This window comes from Streptomyces narbonensis (assembly GCF_014649015.1).
GTDB classification, from domain to species: domain Bacteria; phylum Actinomycetota; class Actinomycetes; order Streptomycetales; family Streptomycetaceae; genus Streptomyces; species Streptomyces narbonensis.
The window spans coordinates 171,374-186,482 of sequence record NZ_BMSF01000007.1; the positions used below are offsets into that span (position 1 = coordinate 171,374).

At 70.2% G+C, this 15,109-nt stretch carries 16 protein-coding genes and 1 tRNA gene; 9 read left to right on the forward strand and 8 right to left on the reverse strand.

Translation table 11 applies throughout. The features are described 5' to 3' along the window. Positions 1–33: 33 nt before the first annotated feature. Positions 34–840: an endonuclease III gene (gene nth, locus IE124_RS15305; protein ID WP_189508521.1), complete on the reverse strand. Its 807-nt coding sequence runs from the start codon at positions 838–840 to the stop codon at positions 34–36. Between the two features lie 465 nt (positions 841–1,305). Here nth and IE124_RS15310 point away from each other — a divergent pair, with 465 nt between their 5' ends. Further along, entirely contained in the window at positions 1,306–1,980 is a 675-nt protein-coding gene (locus tag IE124_RS15310) for a Crp/Fnr family transcriptional regulator (RefSeq protein WP_015034542.1), read from the forward strand. Between the two features lie 99 nt (positions 1,981–2,079). Here the strand turns inward: IE124_RS15310 and IE124_RS15315 are convergent, their stop codons facing one another. The 5 genes from IE124_RS15315 to sp36 form a co-directional block, all read right to left on the reverse strand. Continuing rightward, positions 2,080–2,964, reverse strand: coding sequence for a prohibitin family protein (locus IE124_RS15315; protein ID WP_189508311.1), 885 nt, complete (start codon positions 2,962–2,964; stop codon positions 2,080–2,082). A gap of 144 nt (positions 2,965–3,108) precedes the next feature. Beyond that, positions 3,109–3,939, reverse strand: a complete 831-nt coding sequence (locus IE124_RS15320; protein ID WP_189508312.1) for an MBL fold metallo-hydrolase — start codon at positions 3,937–3,939, stop codon at positions 3,109–3,111. Beyond that, complete coding sequence (locus tag IE124_RS15325; RefSeq protein WP_189508313.1) at positions 3,936–4,814, reverse strand: NUDIX hydrolase; 879 nt, start codon at positions 4,812–4,814, stop codon at positions 3,936–3,938. The genes IE124_RS15320 and IE124_RS15325 overlap by 4 nt, the downstream gene beginning before the upstream one ends. A gap of 124 nt (positions 4,815–4,938) precedes the next feature. Continuing rightward, entirely contained in the window at positions 4,939–5,409 is a 471-nt protein-coding gene (locus tag IE124_RS15330) for a RidA family protein (protein ID WP_189508314.1), read from the reverse strand. Next, positions 5,406–5,564 (reverse strand): Sp36 family protein, encoded by a 159-nt coding sequence (sp36, locus tag IE124_RS15335; RefSeq protein ID WP_015034547.1) that lies wholly within the window; start codon positions 5,562–5,564, stop codon positions 5,406–5,408. Before sp36 ends, IE124_RS15330 begins: the two co-directional genes overlap by 4 nt. A gap of 73 nt (positions 5,565–5,637) precedes the next feature. Here sp36 and bagA point away from each other — a divergent pair, with 73 nt between their 5' ends. Together bagA and bagB are read left to right on the forward strand one after the other, a co-directional pair. After that, positions 5,638–6,600 carry an ATPase BagA gene (gene bagA, locus IE124_RS15340; RefSeq protein ID WP_189508315.1) on the forward strand — a complete coding sequence of 321 codons (963 nt, stop codon included), beginning with the start codon at positions 5,638–5,640 and terminating at the stop codon, positions 6,598–6,600. A 68-nt stretch (positions 6,601–6,668) separates the two neighbouring features. Beyond that, positions 6,669–8,024 (forward strand): ATPase BagB, encoded by a 1,356-nt coding sequence (gene bagB, locus IE124_RS15345; RefSeq protein ID WP_370468771.1) that lies wholly within the window; start codon positions 6,669–6,671, stop codon positions 8,022–8,024. Positions 8,025–8,060: 36 nt separating this feature from the next. Here the strand turns inward: bagB and IE124_RS15350 are convergent, their stop codons facing one another. Then, positions 8,061–8,405 carry a WhiB family transcriptional regulator gene (locus IE124_RS15350; protein WP_015034550.1) on the reverse strand — a complete coding sequence of 115 codons (345 nt, stop codon included), beginning with the start codon at positions 8,403–8,405 and terminating at the stop codon, positions 8,061–8,063. A gap of 417 nt (positions 8,406–8,822) precedes the next feature. Between IE124_RS15350 and IE124_RS15355 the strand changes: the two genes are divergently transcribed. Further along, positions 8,823–11,063 carry a transglycosylase domain-containing protein gene (locus tag IE124_RS15355; RefSeq protein ID WP_189508316.1) on the forward strand — a complete coding sequence of 747 codons (2,241 nt, stop codon included), beginning with the start codon at positions 8,823–8,825 and terminating at the stop codon, positions 11,061–11,063. A 68-nt stretch (positions 11,064–11,131) separates the two neighbouring features. On the opposite strand, the gene IE124_RS15360 is transcribed toward IE124_RS15355, so the two are convergent. After that, a complete protein-coding gene (locus IE124_RS15360; RefSeq protein ID WP_189508317.1) occupies positions 11,132–11,596 on the reverse strand; it encodes a GatB/YqeY domain-containing protein in 465 nt (154 codons plus the stop codon). A gap of 74 nt (positions 11,597–11,670) precedes the next feature. Here IE124_RS15360 and IE124_RS15365 point away from each other — a divergent pair, with 74 nt between their 5' ends. The 5 genes from IE124_RS15365 (at position 11,671) to IE124_RS15385 (ending at position 15,021) form a co-directional block, all read left to right on the forward strand. After that, positions 11,671–12,609 carry a metallophosphoesterase gene (locus IE124_RS15365; RefSeq protein ID WP_189508318.1) on the forward strand — a complete coding sequence of 313 codons (939 nt, stop codon included), beginning with the start codon at positions 11,671–11,673 and terminating at the stop codon, positions 12,607–12,609. Positions 12,610–12,626: 17 nt separating this feature from the next. Further along, positions 12,627–13,346 carry a Pr6Pr family membrane protein gene (locus IE124_RS15370; RefSeq protein WP_189508319.1) on the forward strand — a complete coding sequence of 240 codons (720 nt, stop codon included), beginning with the start codon at positions 12,627–12,629 and terminating at the stop codon, positions 13,344–13,346. A 38-nt stretch (positions 13,347–13,384) separates the two neighbouring features. After that, positions 13,385–13,458 (forward strand) — tRNA-Pro (locus IE124_RS15375). Between the two features lie 239 nt (positions 13,459–13,697). Continuing rightward, a complete protein-coding gene (locus tag IE124_RS15380) occupies positions 13,698–14,555 on the forward strand; it encodes a TIR domain-containing protein (protein ID WP_229832480.1) in 858 nt (285 codons plus the stop codon). Between the two features lie 13 nt (positions 14,556–14,568). Next, on the forward strand, positions 14,569–15,021 hold the full coding sequence (locus IE124_RS15385) for a hypothetical protein (RefSeq protein WP_229832481.1): 453 nt from the start codon (positions 14,569–14,571) through the stop codon (positions 15,019–15,021). Positions 15,022–15,109: the final 88 nt, after the last annotated feature.

Genomic DNA, 15,109 nt, shown 5'->3' on the forward strand with positions numbered 1-15,109 from the left:
CTCGGATCCTCGGCCTGGCGCGACCGCCCGGGCTCAGTCGCCGGCGCCCAGTGGGGGCGCGGGGCGGCCCGGGTAGCCGGGCGGCGGGTCGAGCCGCTGGCCGGGGAAGCCGCCCATCTCGTACTTGAGCAGCTTCCGCGCCTTCTCCGGGTCCGTCTCGCCCTCGCCGTACGAGGGGCAGAGGTGGGTGATCGGGCAGGCGCCGCACGCGGGCTTGCGGGCGTGGCAGATCCGGCGGCCGTGGAAGATCACCCGGTGCGAGAGCATGGTCCACTCGCTCTTCGGGAAGATCTCCGCGATTTCCGCCTCGATCTTGACCGGGTCCTCCTGCTCGGTCCACCTCCAGCGGCGGACGAGGCGCATGAAGTGGGTGTCGACGGTGATGCCGGGGACCCCGAAGGCGTTTCCGAGGACCACGAACGCGGTCTTGCGGCCGACGCCGGGGAGCTTGACGAGGTCCTCCAGGCGGCCGGGGACCTCTCCGCCGAAGTCGTCCCTCAGCGCGGCGGCCAGGCCCATGATCGACCTGGTCTTGGCCCGGAAGAAGCCGGTCGGGCGGATCAGCTCCTCGACCTCCTCCGGCACGGCGGCGGCGAGGTCCTCGGGCGTGGGGTACTTCGCGAAGAGCGCGGGGGTGGTCTGGTTGACCCGCAGGTCGGTGGTCTGCGCGGAGAGGACCGTGGCGACGAGCAGCTCGAAGGGGTTCCGGAAGTCGAGCTCCGGATGGGCGTACGGGAAGACCTCGGCCAGCTCGCGGTTGATCTTCCGCGCCCGCCGGACCATCGCGAGCCGCGACTCGGGCTTCGCGGCGGGCTTGGCGAAGGCAGGCCCGGCCGACACGGCGGGCTTCCCGGACTTGGCCGATGCGGCGGACTTCGCGGGCTTGGCCGATGCGGCGGACTTGGCCGCGGCAGGCTTGGCCGACTGGGCCGACTGGGCCGACGCGGCAGGCTGGGCCGACGCGGCAGGCTGCCCGGTCTTGGCCGGCTCGGAGCCCTCAGCCTTCCGATTTGAGGCTTTCACCCGTTTCGACACGCCGCGTTCGCCCACGGCGGAATTACCTTCGGCCGACACTCTTTCAGCCCCCTTGGCCTGCGCTCTCACCGGCGAGTTGGACACCCGGCCAGCCTAGGGGCCACCACCGACATCCGCCTTGGGCATGGCCGATCGGACCCCAATCGGGCCCCTGCCGTACGCACGGGTAGCCAAGTGCGTCAAACTTGTTGTGATTGATCGCACTGTTTTGTGCGTCCGGCATCATGGGACCCAGGTCCTTTGAGCAGGTCGACAGTATGGAGAGAACTCGTGGACGACGTTCTGCGGCGCGCCCCGCTCTTCGCGGCGCTCGATGACGAGCAGGCCGCCGAGCTGCGCGCCTCGATGAGTGAGGCGACGCTCGCCCGTGGCGACGCGCTGTTCCACGAAGGCGACCCCGGTGACCGCCTGTACGTGGTCACCGAAGGCAAGGTCAAGCTGCACCGCACCTCCCCCGACGGCCGCGAGAACATGCTGGCGGTCCTCGGCCCCGGCGAGCTCATCGGCGAGCTGTCCCTCTTCGACCCGGGTCCGCGCACCGCGACCGCCACGGCGCTGACCGAGGTCAAGCTGCTCGGTCTCGGCCACGGCGACCTCCAGCCCTGGCTGAACGCCCGCCCGGAGGTGGCCACCGCGCTGCTCCGCGCGGTCGCCCGCCGGCTGCGCAAGACCAACGACCAGATGTCCGACCTGGTCTTCTCCGACGTGCCGGGCCGTGTCGCCCGCGCGCTCCTCGACCTGTCGCGCCGCTTCGGCGTGCAGTCGGAGGAGGGCATCCACGTCGTCCACGACCTCACCCAGGAGGAGCTGGCCCAGCTGGTCGGCGCCTCCCGCGAGACGGTCAACAAGGCGCTCGCCGACTTCGCCCAGCGCGGCTGGCTGCGCCTGGAGGCCCGCGCCGTGATCCTGCTGGACGTGGAGCGCCTCGCGAAGCGCTCGCGGTAAGCGGGAAGCTGCAAGCGGTCCCGTCCGCAAGGAGTACGCGAAAGGCCGCCCCGGTCCGAGGACCGGGGCGGCCTTTCGTGCGTTCGTGTCAGCGCGCGGTCAGCGCTTCGAGCCGTCCACGATCACCGGGGCCGAGGCGCCGTTCCCGCAGGGCACGGTGTAGATCGCGTTCTTCGCCGCGGCCTCCTTGAACGCGTCGATGCACTGGTTCATCAGGACCTTGTCCGTCAGCGAGTCGTTGAGGATCTTGTTGGCGCGGGCGATGCCCTCCGCCTCGATCCGGCGCCGGTCGGACTCTGCCTTGGCCGTACGGGCGGCCTCGACGGCACGCTCGGTCGCCTGCTGCTGCTGGATCTTCCGGTCGATCTGGTCCTGCAGCGCCTTGGACGGCTTCACGTTCCGCAGGTTGACCGTGGTCACGTCGATCCCGCGCGGGGCCAGGCGCTCCTTGATCAGGTTGCCGATCTCGGCGTTGATCTTCTCCCGGGCGGAGCTGTAGCCCTCCTCGCTGGTGTGGCGGGCGAAGACGTTACGCACGATCTCCCGGCTGTCCGGGAAGACCAGCCGCTGCTGGATGGCGGACTCGCTGCCGGCGAGCCGGTACAGCTCCACGGCCTTGGCCGGCGCGACGGCCCACTTCACGGTCACCTCGACCTCCATCACACCGCCCTGTGAGGAACGGACCTCGACCACGTCGTTGTCGGAGAGGTTCAGGTCCACCGGGCGCGTGGAGAAGGAGGTGACCGTCGTGAACGGCGATATCAGGTTCACGCCCGGCGTCATGGGCGAACCCACCTTGCCGAAGGTCACCGGCACGCCGACCTCGTACGCTCCGACCACGTGGACGACGCTGGTGATGCCCGCGAGGAGAGCGGCGATCACCGCGCCCAGCGCGCCGAGGCGGAAGGCGGAGCGGTCCGTGGAACGCCCCACGAAGTAGAGCACCACTGCCGCGATGAACAGAAGAACGGCCAGGACGAGCACGAGAATCCCCCCGATGGAACGACTGCCGAGATGGCTTACGTAAAGGGACCGTAAAGCATGACGTGTCCCTGAACCATGCCGGGTCCCAGCAAAGACCGCCGGCCTCCCTTGCCGGACCCGGCCCCGCCCCACGGAGGGCGGCGGTCAGACCAGGCCGCGCTCCCGCAGGTACTCCAGCTGCGCCCGTACGGACAGCTCCGCCGCCGGCCAGAGCGAGCGGTCCACGTCCGCGTACACGTGCGCCACCACCTCCGCCGCCGTCCGGTGGCCGCTCTCGACCGCCGTCTCGACCTGCGCGAGCCGGTTCGCCCGGTGCGCCAGATAGAACTCCACGGCCCCCTGCGCGTCCTCCAGGACCGGACCGTGCCCCGGCAGGACCGTGTGCACCCCGCCGTCGACCGTGAGCGAGCGGAGCCGCCGCAGCGAGTCCAGGTAGTCGCCGAGCCGCCCGTCCGGATGCGCGACCATCGTCGTGCCGCGCCCCAGGATCGTGTCCCCCGTCAGGACCGCCCGGTCGGCGGGCAGATGGAAGGAGAGCGAGTCCGAGGTGTGCCCGGGTGTCGGGACGACCCGCACCTCCAGGCCGCCGACCTCCAGCACGTCCCCCGCGCCGAGCCCCTCGTCGCCGAGCCGCAGCGCCGGGTCCAGGGCCCGTACGGCGGTCCGGGTCAGCTCGGCGAAGCGGCCGGCGCCCTCCGCGTGGTCCGGATGGCCGTGGGTGAGCAGCGTGAGCGCGATCCGCTTGCCGAGCTTCTCGGCGGTCTCCACGACATGGCGCAGATGGCCCTCGTCGAGCGGGCCCGGGTCGACGACGACGGCGAGGTCGGAGCCGGGCTCGGAGAGCAGCCAGGTGTTCGTGCCGTCGAGGGTCATCGCGGACGGGTTCGGCGCGAGCACGTTCACCGCGCGGGCGGTCGCGGGCCCGGAGACGACGAGCCCGCGCGGCTGCCCGGGCAGGGCGGCGGCGTCGCTCATCCCGCACCCCCCGCCGGGATGATCTTCGTGAACTCCTCGTGCCCCGGCCAGCTCAGGACCAGCTCGTCGCCCTCCAGACGCGCCTGGGCGAGTACGGGGGCCAGATCCTGCTCCCCGGCCGCCTCCAGCGCCTCCTCGGCCGTGCCGTACGCCTCCAGGGCGCGCAGCGTCGAGATCGTCGGCGGCATCATCATCAGCTCGCCCCGGTCATAGCCGGCGGCGGCCTCCGAGGGCCGGATCCACACCGTGCGGTCGGCCTCCCCGGAGACGTCCCGGGTGCGCTGGCCGGCCGGGAGCGCGGCCACGAAGAACCACGTGTCGAACCGCCGCTGCTCGAACTCGGGGGTGATCCAGCGGGCCCACGCGCCGAGCAGGTCCGAGCGCAGGACGAGCCCGCGCCGGTCGAGGAAGTCGGCGAAGTGCAGCTCCCGGGCGACGAGCGCCTCCCGGTCCCGCTCCCAGTCCTCGCCCGTGGTGTCGCCGACCACGGTCTCCGCGGTCTCCCCGGCGAGCAGGACGCCCGCCTCCTCGAAGGTCTCGCGGACGGCCGCGCAGACCACGGCCTGGGCCTGCGCCGGGTCGTCGAGGCCGAGGCGCCCGGCCCATTCGGCGAGGGAGGGCCCCGCCCAGCGCACCGGCTGTTCGTCGCGCGGGTCGACCCCGCCGCCGGGATAGGCGTACGCACCGCCCGCGAAGGCCATCGAGGCGCGGCGGCGCAGCATGTGCACGTCGGGCCCCGCGGCCCCGTCCCGCAGGAGGAGCACGGTGGCGGCGCGCCGGGGGCTCACCGGGGTGAGCTCGCCCGCGGCGTGGGCCCGGATGCGGTCGGGCCATTCCGGCGGGTACCACTGACCGTTCGGCTGAGCATTCGACATGGGCGGATGCTATGCGCAAGCACCGAAATGCACGAGGGCCGGACGGTGTGGCCCCGGCCGTGAACGCGCGAGAGCCGGCTCCCCCGCCGCGGGAAAACCGGCTCCTCACACACCTCACGAGCGATCAGGCGTCGACGAGCTCCACCTGGACCTCGACCTCGACCGGCGCGTCGAGCGGCAGCACGGCCACGCCGACGGCGCTGCGTGCGTGCACGCCCTTGTCGCCGAGGACCGCGCCGAGCAGCTCGCTGGCGCCGTTGATGACGGCCGGCTGTCCGGTGAAGTCGGAGGCGGAGGCGACGAAGCCCACGACCTTCACGACCCGCTTGATCCGGTCCAGGTCACCGGCGACCGACTTCACGGCCGCGAGGGCGTTCAGCGCGCAGGTGGCCGCGAGCTGCTTGGCCTCCTCGGCGGTGACCTCGTCGCCGACCTTGCCGGTCACCGAGAGCTTGCCCCCCACCATCGGGAGCTGGCCCGAGGTGTAGACGTACACGCCGGACTGCACGGCCGGCTGGTAGGCGGCCAGCGGCGGCACGACCTCCGGCAGGGTCAGGCCGAGCTCGGCGAGCTTCGCCTCCACGGCCCCGCTCACGACTTGGCCCGCTTCAGGTAGGCCACGAGCTGCTCGGGGTTGTTCGGCCCGGGCACGACCTGGACGAGCTCCCAGCCGTCCTCGCCCCAGGTGTCCAGAATCTGCTTCGTCGCGTGCACCAGAAGCGGCACCGTGACGTACTCCCACTTGGTCATGGAGCCGACTGTATCCGCTGCCGCGGGGCGGCCTCCTGATTGGGCGGCGCCGCCAGTGGTTAGGCTCGACAGCGTGAGCAGGCTCCAGGTCGTCAGCGGAAAGGGCGGTACCGGTAAGACGACGGTCGCCGCCGCCCTCGCGCTCGCCCTCGCGACGGAGGGCAAACGCACCCTCCTCGTCGAGGTCGAAGGCAGACAGGGCATCGCACAGCTCTTCGAGACGGAAGCGCTTCCGTACGAGGAACGCAAGATCGCCGTAGCGCCGGGCGGCGGCGAGGTGTACGCGCTGGCGATCGACGCCGAGCGCGCGCTCCTCGACTACCTCCAGATGTTCTACAAACTCGGCGGCGCGGGGCGGGCGCTCAAGAAGCTCGGCGCGATCGACTTCGCGACGACGATAGCGCCGGGGGTACGGGACGTCCTGCTGACCGGCAAGGCGTGCGAGGCGGTCAAGCGGCGCGAGAAGCACGGCGGCCACACCTACGACCACGTGGTCATGGACGCGCCGCCCACCGGCCGCATCACCCGCTTCCTCAACGTCAACGACGAGGTCGCGGGGCTGGCCAGGATCGGCCCGATACACAACCAGGCGCAGGCCGTCATGCGGGTCCTCAAGTCCCCCGAGACGGCGGTCCACCTGGTGACGCTCCTGGAGGAGATGCCCGTCCAGGAGACGGCGGACGGCATCGCGGAGCTCCGCGCGGCCGAACTGCCGGTGGGCCGGGTCGTGGTGAACATGGTCCGCCCGCACGTCCTCGACGAAGCGGCGGTACGGGCCGCCTCCGGCGACCACCGGGAGGCGATCGCGCGGAGCCTGGGGTCCGTCGGCATCGCGGGCGGCACGCGTCTCGTCGAGCCGCTTCTCGACCAGGCGGCCGAGCACGCCCGGCGGGTGGAGCTGGAGCGGGATCAGCGCGCGGTCCTGGACGGCATCGGCGTGCCCGCGTACGAGCTGCCCTTCCTCGGGGACGGCGGGGACATCGCGGGGCTCTACCGGCTGGCGAAGGAACTGCGGAAGCAAGGGGTGGGCGCGTGACGGACAAGCCGACCGCCGGGACCGGCGCCGACGCGACGGGGCTCGACGCATCAGGGGCCGGGACGGCCGTGCGGGACACGGCCGAGCGGGACACGACCGGGCTCGACGCCGTGCCCGTGTTGGAGCTCGACCCGCTCATCGATGACCGGGGCACCCGCATCATCGTCTGCTGCGGCGCCGGCGGGGTCGGCAAGACGACCACCGCGGCGGCCCTCGGCGTACGGGCGGCGGAGCGCGGCCGACGGGTCGTCGTCCTCACCATCGACCCGGCCCGCCGCCTCGCCCAGTCGATGGGCATCGACTCCCTCGACAACACCCCGCGCAAGGTCGACGGCATCAAGGGCTCCGACGGCGGCGAACTGCACGCCATGATGCTCGACATGAAGCGGACCTTCGACGAGATCGTCGAGGCGCACGCCGAGCCCGAGCGGGCCCGGGCGATCCTGGAGAACCCCTTCTACCAGTCCCTGTCGGCCGGATTCGCCGGTACGCAGGAGTACATGGCGATGGAGAAGCTGGGCCAGCTCCGGGCGCGCGACGAGTGGGACCTGATCGTGGTCGACACGCCGCCGTCCCGCTCCGCGCTGGACTTCCTGGACGCGCCGAAGCGGCTGGGGTCGTTCCTCGACGGGAAGTTCATCAAGCTGCTCATGGCCCCGGCGAAGGTGGGCGGCCGGGCCGGCATCAAGTTCCTCAACGTCGGCATGTCGATGATGACGGGGACGCTCGGGAAGCTGCTGGGCGGTCAGTTCCTCAAGGACGTGCAGACCTTCGTGGCGGCGATGGACACGATGTTCGGCGGCTTCCGGACCCGCGCCGACGCCACGTACAAGCTGCTCCAGGCCCCGGGCACGGCGTTCCTCGTCGTCGCCACGCCGGAGCGGGACGCGCTGCGCGAGGCCGCGTACTTCGTGGAGCGGCTGGCGGCCGAGGAGATGCCGCTGGCCGGTCTCGTCCTCAACCGCGTCCACGGCAGTGGCGCGGCCGGCCTCTCGGCCGAGCGGGCGCGCGCCGCCGCGGAAAATCTTGACGAGGGGCGCATGGCGGATCGGGGGGACGGGAAGGCTGGTTTGAGTGGCTCCCCGGCCACGTCGCCCGAGCTGTCAGATCTCGCCACCGCCGCCGTTTCTTCCGTAACCGAGGCTGCCCCCACAGCCGAACCGGCCGCACAGCACCCAGACGTAGACGACGTAAGCACCGCCACGGACACAGACGTACGACATCTCACCGCGGGACTTCTGCGCCTGCATGCCGAGCGCATGCGGGTGCTCGCGCGTGAGCAGCGCACCCGCGACCGCTTCACCGCGCTCCACCCCGAGGTGGCCGTGGCCGAAGTGGCCGCCCTGCCCGGCGATGTGCACGACCTCGCCGGGCTGCGGGCCATCGGTGACCGGCTCACGGCCGGGCGCATGCCCTCGGCCTGAGCCACCGCCCCTTGCCCGTCTCCGAGCGGGGGGGGACTAGCCCACCGCGGCGTACGCCTCGTACGTCGCGTCGTCCTCGATCGCCACGGGCAGCAGGCCCGCACCACGCTCGTACTCCGTCCGCGCGGTCTCCAGGAGCCGGCGCCACGAGGTGACGGTCGGCCGTCGGCGCAGCAGGGCACGGCGCTCGCGCTCCGTCATGCCGCCCCACACACCGAACTCCACGCGGTTGTCGAGGGCGTCGGCGAGGCACTCGGTCCGCACCGGACATCCGGTGCACACCGCCTTTGCCCTGTTCTGTGCCGCTCCCTGCACGAAAAGTTCATCCGGATCGGTAGTGCGGCAGGCCGCCTGCGCACTCCAGTCAGCTACCCAGCCCATACCGGCGCCGTCCTCTCCCGAATCGAGGCTCCCCCACGGCGGCAGCGGCATATTCACCGCTGCCAGTTGGGACGTTACGGAAGGTGGGCACAGCGCAACACCCCCTTCGGGCCCAATCTTGAATGGCCCGAACGGACTATGCGTACGCGTCAGATCACCCAGGGGAGTGATCGAAGGACATGCGTGTGATAGCGGACATATCCCCATGGATACGCCCTTCTTGACCGACGCCACTTCGGGCACCGGGTGACGCATGATCCGGAAACGGACACGAGCTTCCCGCGTTTCGGGGTCACGGAAATTCATGCCGATGTCACGCACGGGTCTTGATGCGGGACCGCACTGCTGTGACAGTTGTGAGCAGCTTAGGCCAAGGCATATACGCGTGTCCGGCGAATGAGAACGTAGGCTGCCCCCATGGCAAAGAAGCGCTCGGGCGGTGGTCTGACCGGGACCCAGCAGGCCGCCAAGTTCCTCGGTGTCAGTGTGCTCTCCGGAGCCGTGCTGGCGGGCATCGCCCTGCCCGCGGCCGGAGCACTCGGGCTGGCCGCGAAGGGCACGGTCGAGGGATTCGACGAGATCCCCTCCAACCTGAAGACCCCGCCGCTGAGTCAGCGCACCACCATTCTCGACGCCGAGGGCGGACTTCTCGCCACGGTGTACTCGCGGGACCGGAAGGTCGTCCCGCTGGACAAGATCTCCCCGTACATGCAGAAGGCGATCGTCGCGATCGAGGACGGCCGCTTCTACGAGCACGGGGCGATCGACCTCAAGGGCGTGCTGCGCGCGATCAACCGCAACGCGCAGTCGGGCGGGGTCGCGCAGGGCGCGTCCACGCTCACCCAGCAGTACGTGAAGAACGTCTTCGTCGAGGAGGCCGGTGACGACCCCGAGAAGGTCGCGCAGGCCACCCAGCAGACCATCGGCCGCAAGGTCCGCGAGCTGAAGTTCGCGATCCAGGTCGAGGAGGAGCTGGGCAAGAAGAAGATCCTGGAGAACTACCTCAACATCACGTTCTTCGGTCAGCAGGCGTACGGCATCGAGGCCGCCTCCCAGCGGTACTTCTCCAAGCCGGCCGCCAAGCTGGAGCTGGGCGAGGCGGCGATGATGGCCGGGCTCGTCCAGTCGCCGAGCCGCTACGACCCGATCAACGACATCCAGGAAGCCACCAAGCGCCGCAACGTGGTCCTCCAGCGGATGGCCGACGTGAAGGACATCAGCCAGGCGGAGGCGGACAAGGCGAAGGCCGCGCCGCTCAAGCTGAAGGTCAAGACGCCGAGGAACGGCTGCATCACCGCCGTCGACGGCGCCGGCTTCTTCTGCGACTACGTCCGCAAGACGATCCTGACCAATCCGGTCTTCGGGAAGACGGCCGAGGAGCGGCAGAAGCTGTGGAACCTGGGCGGTCTCACCGTCAAGACCACGCTCTCGCCGAAGGCGCAGGCCGCGGCCAACGAGGCCGCCGTGGCCAAGGTCAACAAGGACGACGGGGTCGCGACCGCCGTCGTCCAGGTCCAGCCCGGTACCGGCAAGATCCTGTCGATGGGCCAGTCCCGCCCGTACGGCCTGGACCAGAAGCAGCACCAGACGACGCTCAACCTCGCCGTCGGCAGCAAGATGGGCGGCACCACCTACGGCTTCCCGGTCGGCTCGACCTTCAAGCCGATCACGGCCGCCGCCGCCCTGGAGAAGGGGCTGAGCCCGGCGCAGAGCTTCGACACGCCGTGGAAGATCACGATGCGGGAGAACGAGTTCACCCGCTGCGACGGCAAGCCCGCCGGCTACGCCGAATGGCCCGTCCAGAACGAGCTCAAGTCGGAGAAGGGGGCGTACGACATGACGAGCGCCCTCGGCAAGTCCATCAACACGTACTTCGCCAAGCTGGAGCAGATGGCCGGCCTGTGCGAGACGCTGACGATGGCGAAGAAGGTCGGCTACGAGCGCGAGCTGGGCAAGTCGATCATGCAGAGCCCGTCGGCCACGCTCGGCAGCCTGGAGAGCACCCCGCTCGACATGGCCTCCGTCTACGCCACCTTCGCCAACCGCGGCCTCTACTGCACCCCGGTCGCCATCGAGTCCATCAAGGCCGCCAACGGCGACAAGCTGAACGTGCCGCAGACCAAGTGCACGCGCGCCATGTCCGACCGCACCGCCGACACCATCAACCAGATGTTGAAGGGCGTGGTCGAGGACGGCACCGGTACGCGGGCCGGTCTGACCGACCGGGACAACGCGGGCAAGACCGGTACCACCGAGGGACGCAAGGACGCCTGGTTCGTCGGCTACACGCCGAACCTGTCCACCGCCGTCTGGGTCGGCGACGACGTCGGCAAGCGCGACGAGATGTTCGACATCACCATCGGTGGCGTCTACTACGACAAGGTCTGCGGTGGCTGCCTCCCCGGTCCCATCTGGCGGATCGCGATGACGGGCGCCCTGGACTCCGAGCGGCCGCAGTTCGCCCCCATCTCCGTGCCGCGGGCCGAGAAGCCCAAGGACAAGGAGAAGGAAGGCGAGGAGGGCCCGAACAAGCCGCGGAAGCCGCGCGACAGCAAGCCGGGCGACACGAAGCCGACGAACCCGTTCCCCGGGATCACGATCCCGCCGGACATGTTCGGCGACGACAACAACGGCAACCGCCGAGGCGGAAACCGCTGACGCACGCGTAGTACGAGGAAGGGCGCCCCGCTTCTGCGGGGCGCCCTTCCTCGTACGTACGCGGTTTCTCAGCCCGCGAGCAGCTTCTTCACGGAGGCGGCGACCCGGCCGCCGTCGGCCTGGCCGGCCACCTTCGGGTTCACGATCTTCATGACGGCGCCCATGGCACGCGGCCCCTCGGCGCCCGCCGCCTTCGCCTCCTCGACGGCCGCCGCGACGATCCCGTCGAGCTCCTCGTCGCTGAGCTGCTTCGGCAGGTACGCGTCGAGCAGGACGCCCTCCGCGCGCTCCCGCTCGGCGGACTCGGCCCGACCGCCCTGGGCGAAGGCCTCCGCGGCCTCGCGGCGCTTCTTCGCCTCCTTGGCGATCACCTTCTGCACCTCGTCGTCGGAGAGTTCGCGCTTGGTCTTGCCCGCGACCTCCTCCTTCTGGATCGCGGTGATGGTGAGCCGCAGGGTCGAGGAACGCAGTTCGTCGCGCTCCCTGATCGCGGCGTTGAGGTCGGCCTTGAGCTTCTCCTTGAGCGTGGTCATGGGGTCAAGTGTGGCAGGTGCCCCACCCCGCCCGCCCGCACATTTCCACCCGCCGGGTCTGCGACGATGGTGCGATGCGCGCACGGTACGGGATTCCCCTGAAGGTCACGGCAGGTCTCACGGCGACGGCCGCGGCCGGAATCGTCTACTCGGCAGGCTTCGAGGCCCGCTCCTTCCGGCTCCGCCGAGTGACCGTCCCCGTACTCCCGCGCGGCATGCGTGACCTGCGGGTCCTTCAGGTCTCCGACATCCACATGGTGAGCGGCCAGCGCAAGAAGCGGGCCTGGCTCCAGTCGCTCGCGGGGCTCCGCCCGGACTTCGTCGTCAACACCGGCGACAACCTCTCCGACACCGAGGCGGTGCCGGAGGTCCTGGACGCGCTCGGGCCGCTGATGGAGTTCCCCGGCGTGTACGTCTTCGGCTCCAACGACTACTACGGGCCGATGCTGCGCAACCCCGGCCGCTACCTGATGGAGAAGGTGCAGGGCCGGCACGGGCTCAACGGCAACAAGCCGGTCGTCGGCGCCGTCCACAACCCGTGGGAGGGCATGCGGGACGCCTTCGACGCGGCCGGCTGGGTGAACCTCACCAACACCCGCGGCACGCTCAAGCTGCCCCAGGCCGAGGTGGCCTTCACCGGCCTGGACGACCCGCACATCAAGCGCGACCGCTACGAGCGGGTGGCCGGCGGCCCCGACGCCTCGGCCGACTTCACGGTGGGCGTCGTCCATGCCCCGTACCTGCGCGCGCTCGACGCCTTCACGGCGGACGGGTACGAGCTGATCCTCGCCGGGCACACCCACGGCGGCCAGCTGTGCATCCCCTTCTACGGGGCGCTCGTCACCAATTGCGACCTCGACACCGAGCGGGTGAAGGGGCTCTCGACCCACTCCGTCGCCGACCGGACCTCCTACCTGCACGTCTCGGCCGGCTGCGGCACCAACCGCTTCACCCCGGTCCGCTTCGCCTGCCCGCCCGAGGTCACCCTGCTCACCCTGACGGCCCGCGCCTGACCACCTACGGTGGGGTGATGCTCACGCCTCGCTCCGCCGTCGCACCCCCCGTCGAGCGCCGCCCCCTCGCGGCGGCGTTCCGGGCCCTGATCGCCCTGGGCGCGGCGACGGGCATCGTGATCGAGTGCGTCCACGGGAGCGTGCCCGTCGTCCTGAGCTTCTTCACGATCTGGTCGAACATCCTGGTCGCCGTGGTCTTCGGCTGGGGCGCCGCCCGTGCCTGGAACCGCCGCCCGCCGCTGCCCGCGCTCTGGACCGGCGGGGCGCTGCTCTGCATCTCGGTGGTCGGCCTCGTCTTCCATCTGGTCCTCGACAACCCGTCGAGCCAGTTCAACCAGGCGGCCGAGATCGCCCGCCTCACCGGTGCGAAGGCCGTCGCGAACCAGCTGCTCCACACCGCCGCCCCGATCGGCGCGGCGCTCGACTTCCTCCTCCTCACCCTCCCCGGCGCCCTCCGGTGGCGCCACGCCGCCCAGTGGCTCGCGGCCCCGGGCCTCTACCTCGCCTTCGCCCTGGTCCGCGGCGAACTGATCTCGCCGGACGCCCCCGCCCGCTACACGTACCCGTTCCTCGACGTCACCGTGCACGGCTACACCGGCGTCCTCACGAACACGCTGGTGCTGGGCGCGGCCTTCTACGTCCTGGGCCTCGCGATCATCGGCCTCGACCGCGTCCGACCTGCGCCGCGCCCCTCCGAAAACCGGATTTCGCCTCAGCGCGCGCGTGGGCTAAAGTAAGCGATGTCGCCGCGACGTGAAGCACAGAGCAGCGACATCGGGGTGTAGCGCAGCTTGGCAGCGCGCTTCGTTCGGGACGAAGAGGTCGTGGGTTCAAATCCCGCCACCCCGACAGCCAGTAAGACCAGGTCAGGGGCCTGATCCGAGACATCGGATCAGGCCCCTGAGTGGTTTCCGGGGTCGTCTTGGGAGCCGTTTGGGAGCCGACTTCGGGATCCGGCTCCCCGCATCGGGCTCCCCTCGTTGTCAGTGCCTGCCGCTACCGTCGCTGGGGACAGTTCTCCCTCGACCTTGAGTGGTGAGCAAGACATGGCAGACCGAGTGGCCGAGGGCGGCGCAGACCCTCGCAAGGTGTTCGTGATCCACGGACGAAACGAACTCGCACGCAAAGGGCTCTTCGAGTTCCTGCGGGCGCTGGGCCTCGATCCCATCGAGTGGTCCGAGGCTATCCAGATGACCGGCAAGGGCTCCCCGTACATCGGTGAGGTCTTGGACACGGCGTTCTCGAACGCGCAGGCAGTAGTCGTCCTCCAGACTCCCGACGACGTCACCTACCTGCACGAGAGTCTCACGTACGCCGGGGACCCCGAGTGCAGTCCGCAGATGCAGCCCCGGCCGAACGTCCTGTTCGAGGCTGGCATGGCCATGGGCCGAGACGAGAACCGCACCGTCATCGTGGAGCTCGGGCAGGTGAAGGTCTTCAGCGACATTCACGGTCGGCATGTGATCCGCCTCGACAACTCCACAAGGAAGCGTCAGGACCTCGCGATGCGTCTGCAGACCGCGGGGTGCACTGTACGCCTGACCGGCACGGACTGGCATGACGCCGGCGACCTCACTCCCCCGGTGCCGCCGGGCGGCGGGCTTCCGCTGGGACGGAAGCTGCCGTCGTCGCAAGCAGCGGGTACCCCTCGGCTCAGTGCCCGGTACGTCGACAACGGTTCCCGGAAGATGGGGGCGGTCGTGATCACCAACCACGGTCCGGGAGATATCTACGACCTGGACGTGGAAGCCGAGGAGAAGGAGGGGCTCATCATCCGCAACGATGACGAGTTCCCCGTCCCCAAGCTGCCTGCCGGCAAGTCCGTGCGGCTGATGAGCACGCGGTCCATGGGAATGGGATCGAGCTCGTACTTCAACGTCGTCCTGACGGGCAAGACTGCCGATGGGGTTCCACTCAGGGTCGAAGAGTTCGTGGACGGGGCGTGACATGGAGATTCCGATGAGCCTGCCTCTGGACAACGACGGCTTCCTTCGCCGGGAGTGTCCCCACTGCATCGGCCAGTTCAAGTGGCACCACGGACCGGCAAGTGAAGAAGCCGAGGAGCAGCCGTCGCCGGCCTCCTACTACTGCCCTCTCTGCGGGCAGCCGGCAGGTCTGGACTCCTGGTGGACGCAGGAACAGCTCGACTACGCCCAGGGGGTGTTTGCCCCTGCCGCGGCGCGGATGGTGGAGGACGAGTTGAAGGCTGCCTTCAAGTCGGCTCGGAGCAAGCATGTGAAGTTCAGCCTCCAGGGCGGCGTGAATGCTCCGGGGGTCCCTTCGCCGCTCATCGAGCCCGACGACATGGTCATCGTCACGTCCCCCTGTCATTCGTATGAGCCGGTGAAGGTGCCCGAAGCCGCGTCCGGTCCCTACCACTGCCTCGTGTGCGGTCAAGCCTTCGCCGTCTGATTCGAGGCAGCCGAGCAACATCCCAGCGTGCCCGTGTGCCCCACGCGGTGATCGTGTGGGGCACACGGGGAGCACATCAACCAAGCGT

Bases quoted from the DNA above. Each gene is read 5' to 3' on its own strand.
- IE124_RS15325 (WP_189508313.1), bottom strand. From the start codon at position 4,814: ATGTCGAATGCTCAGCCGAACGGTCAGTGGTACCCGCCGGAATGGCCC.
- IE124_RS15385 (WP_229832481.1), top strand. From the start codon at position 14,569: ATGAGCCTGCCTCTGGACAACGACGGCTTCCTTCGCCGGGAGTGTCCC.
- IE124_RS15355 (WP_189508316.1), top strand. From the start codon at position 8,823: ATGGCAAAGAAGCGCTCGGGCGGTGGTCTGACCGGGACCCAGCAGGCC.
- IE124_RS15370 (WP_189508319.1), top strand. From the start codon at position 12,627: ATGCTCACGCCTCGCTCCGCCGTCGCACCCCCCGTCGAGCGCCGCCCC.
- IE124_RS15360 (WP_189508317.1), bottom strand. From the start codon at position 11,596: ATGACCACGCTCAAGGAGAAGCTCAAGGCCGACCTCAACGCCGCGATC.
- IE124_RS15350 (WP_015034550.1), bottom strand. From the start codon at position 8,405: ATGGGCTGGGTAGCTGACTGGAGTGCGCAGGCGGCCTGCCGCACTACC.
- IE124_RS15320 (WP_189508312.1), bottom strand. From the start codon at position 3,939: ATGAGCGACGCCGCCGCCCTGCCCGGGCAGCCGCGCGGGCTCGTCGTC.
- sp36 (WP_015034547.1), bottom strand. From the start codon at position 5,564: ATGACCAAGTGGGAGTACGTCACGGTGCCGCTTCTGGTGCACGCGACG.
- IE124_RS15365 (WP_189508318.1), top strand. From the start codon at position 11,671: ATGCGCGCACGGTACGGGATTCCCCTGAAGGTCACGGCAGGTCTCACG.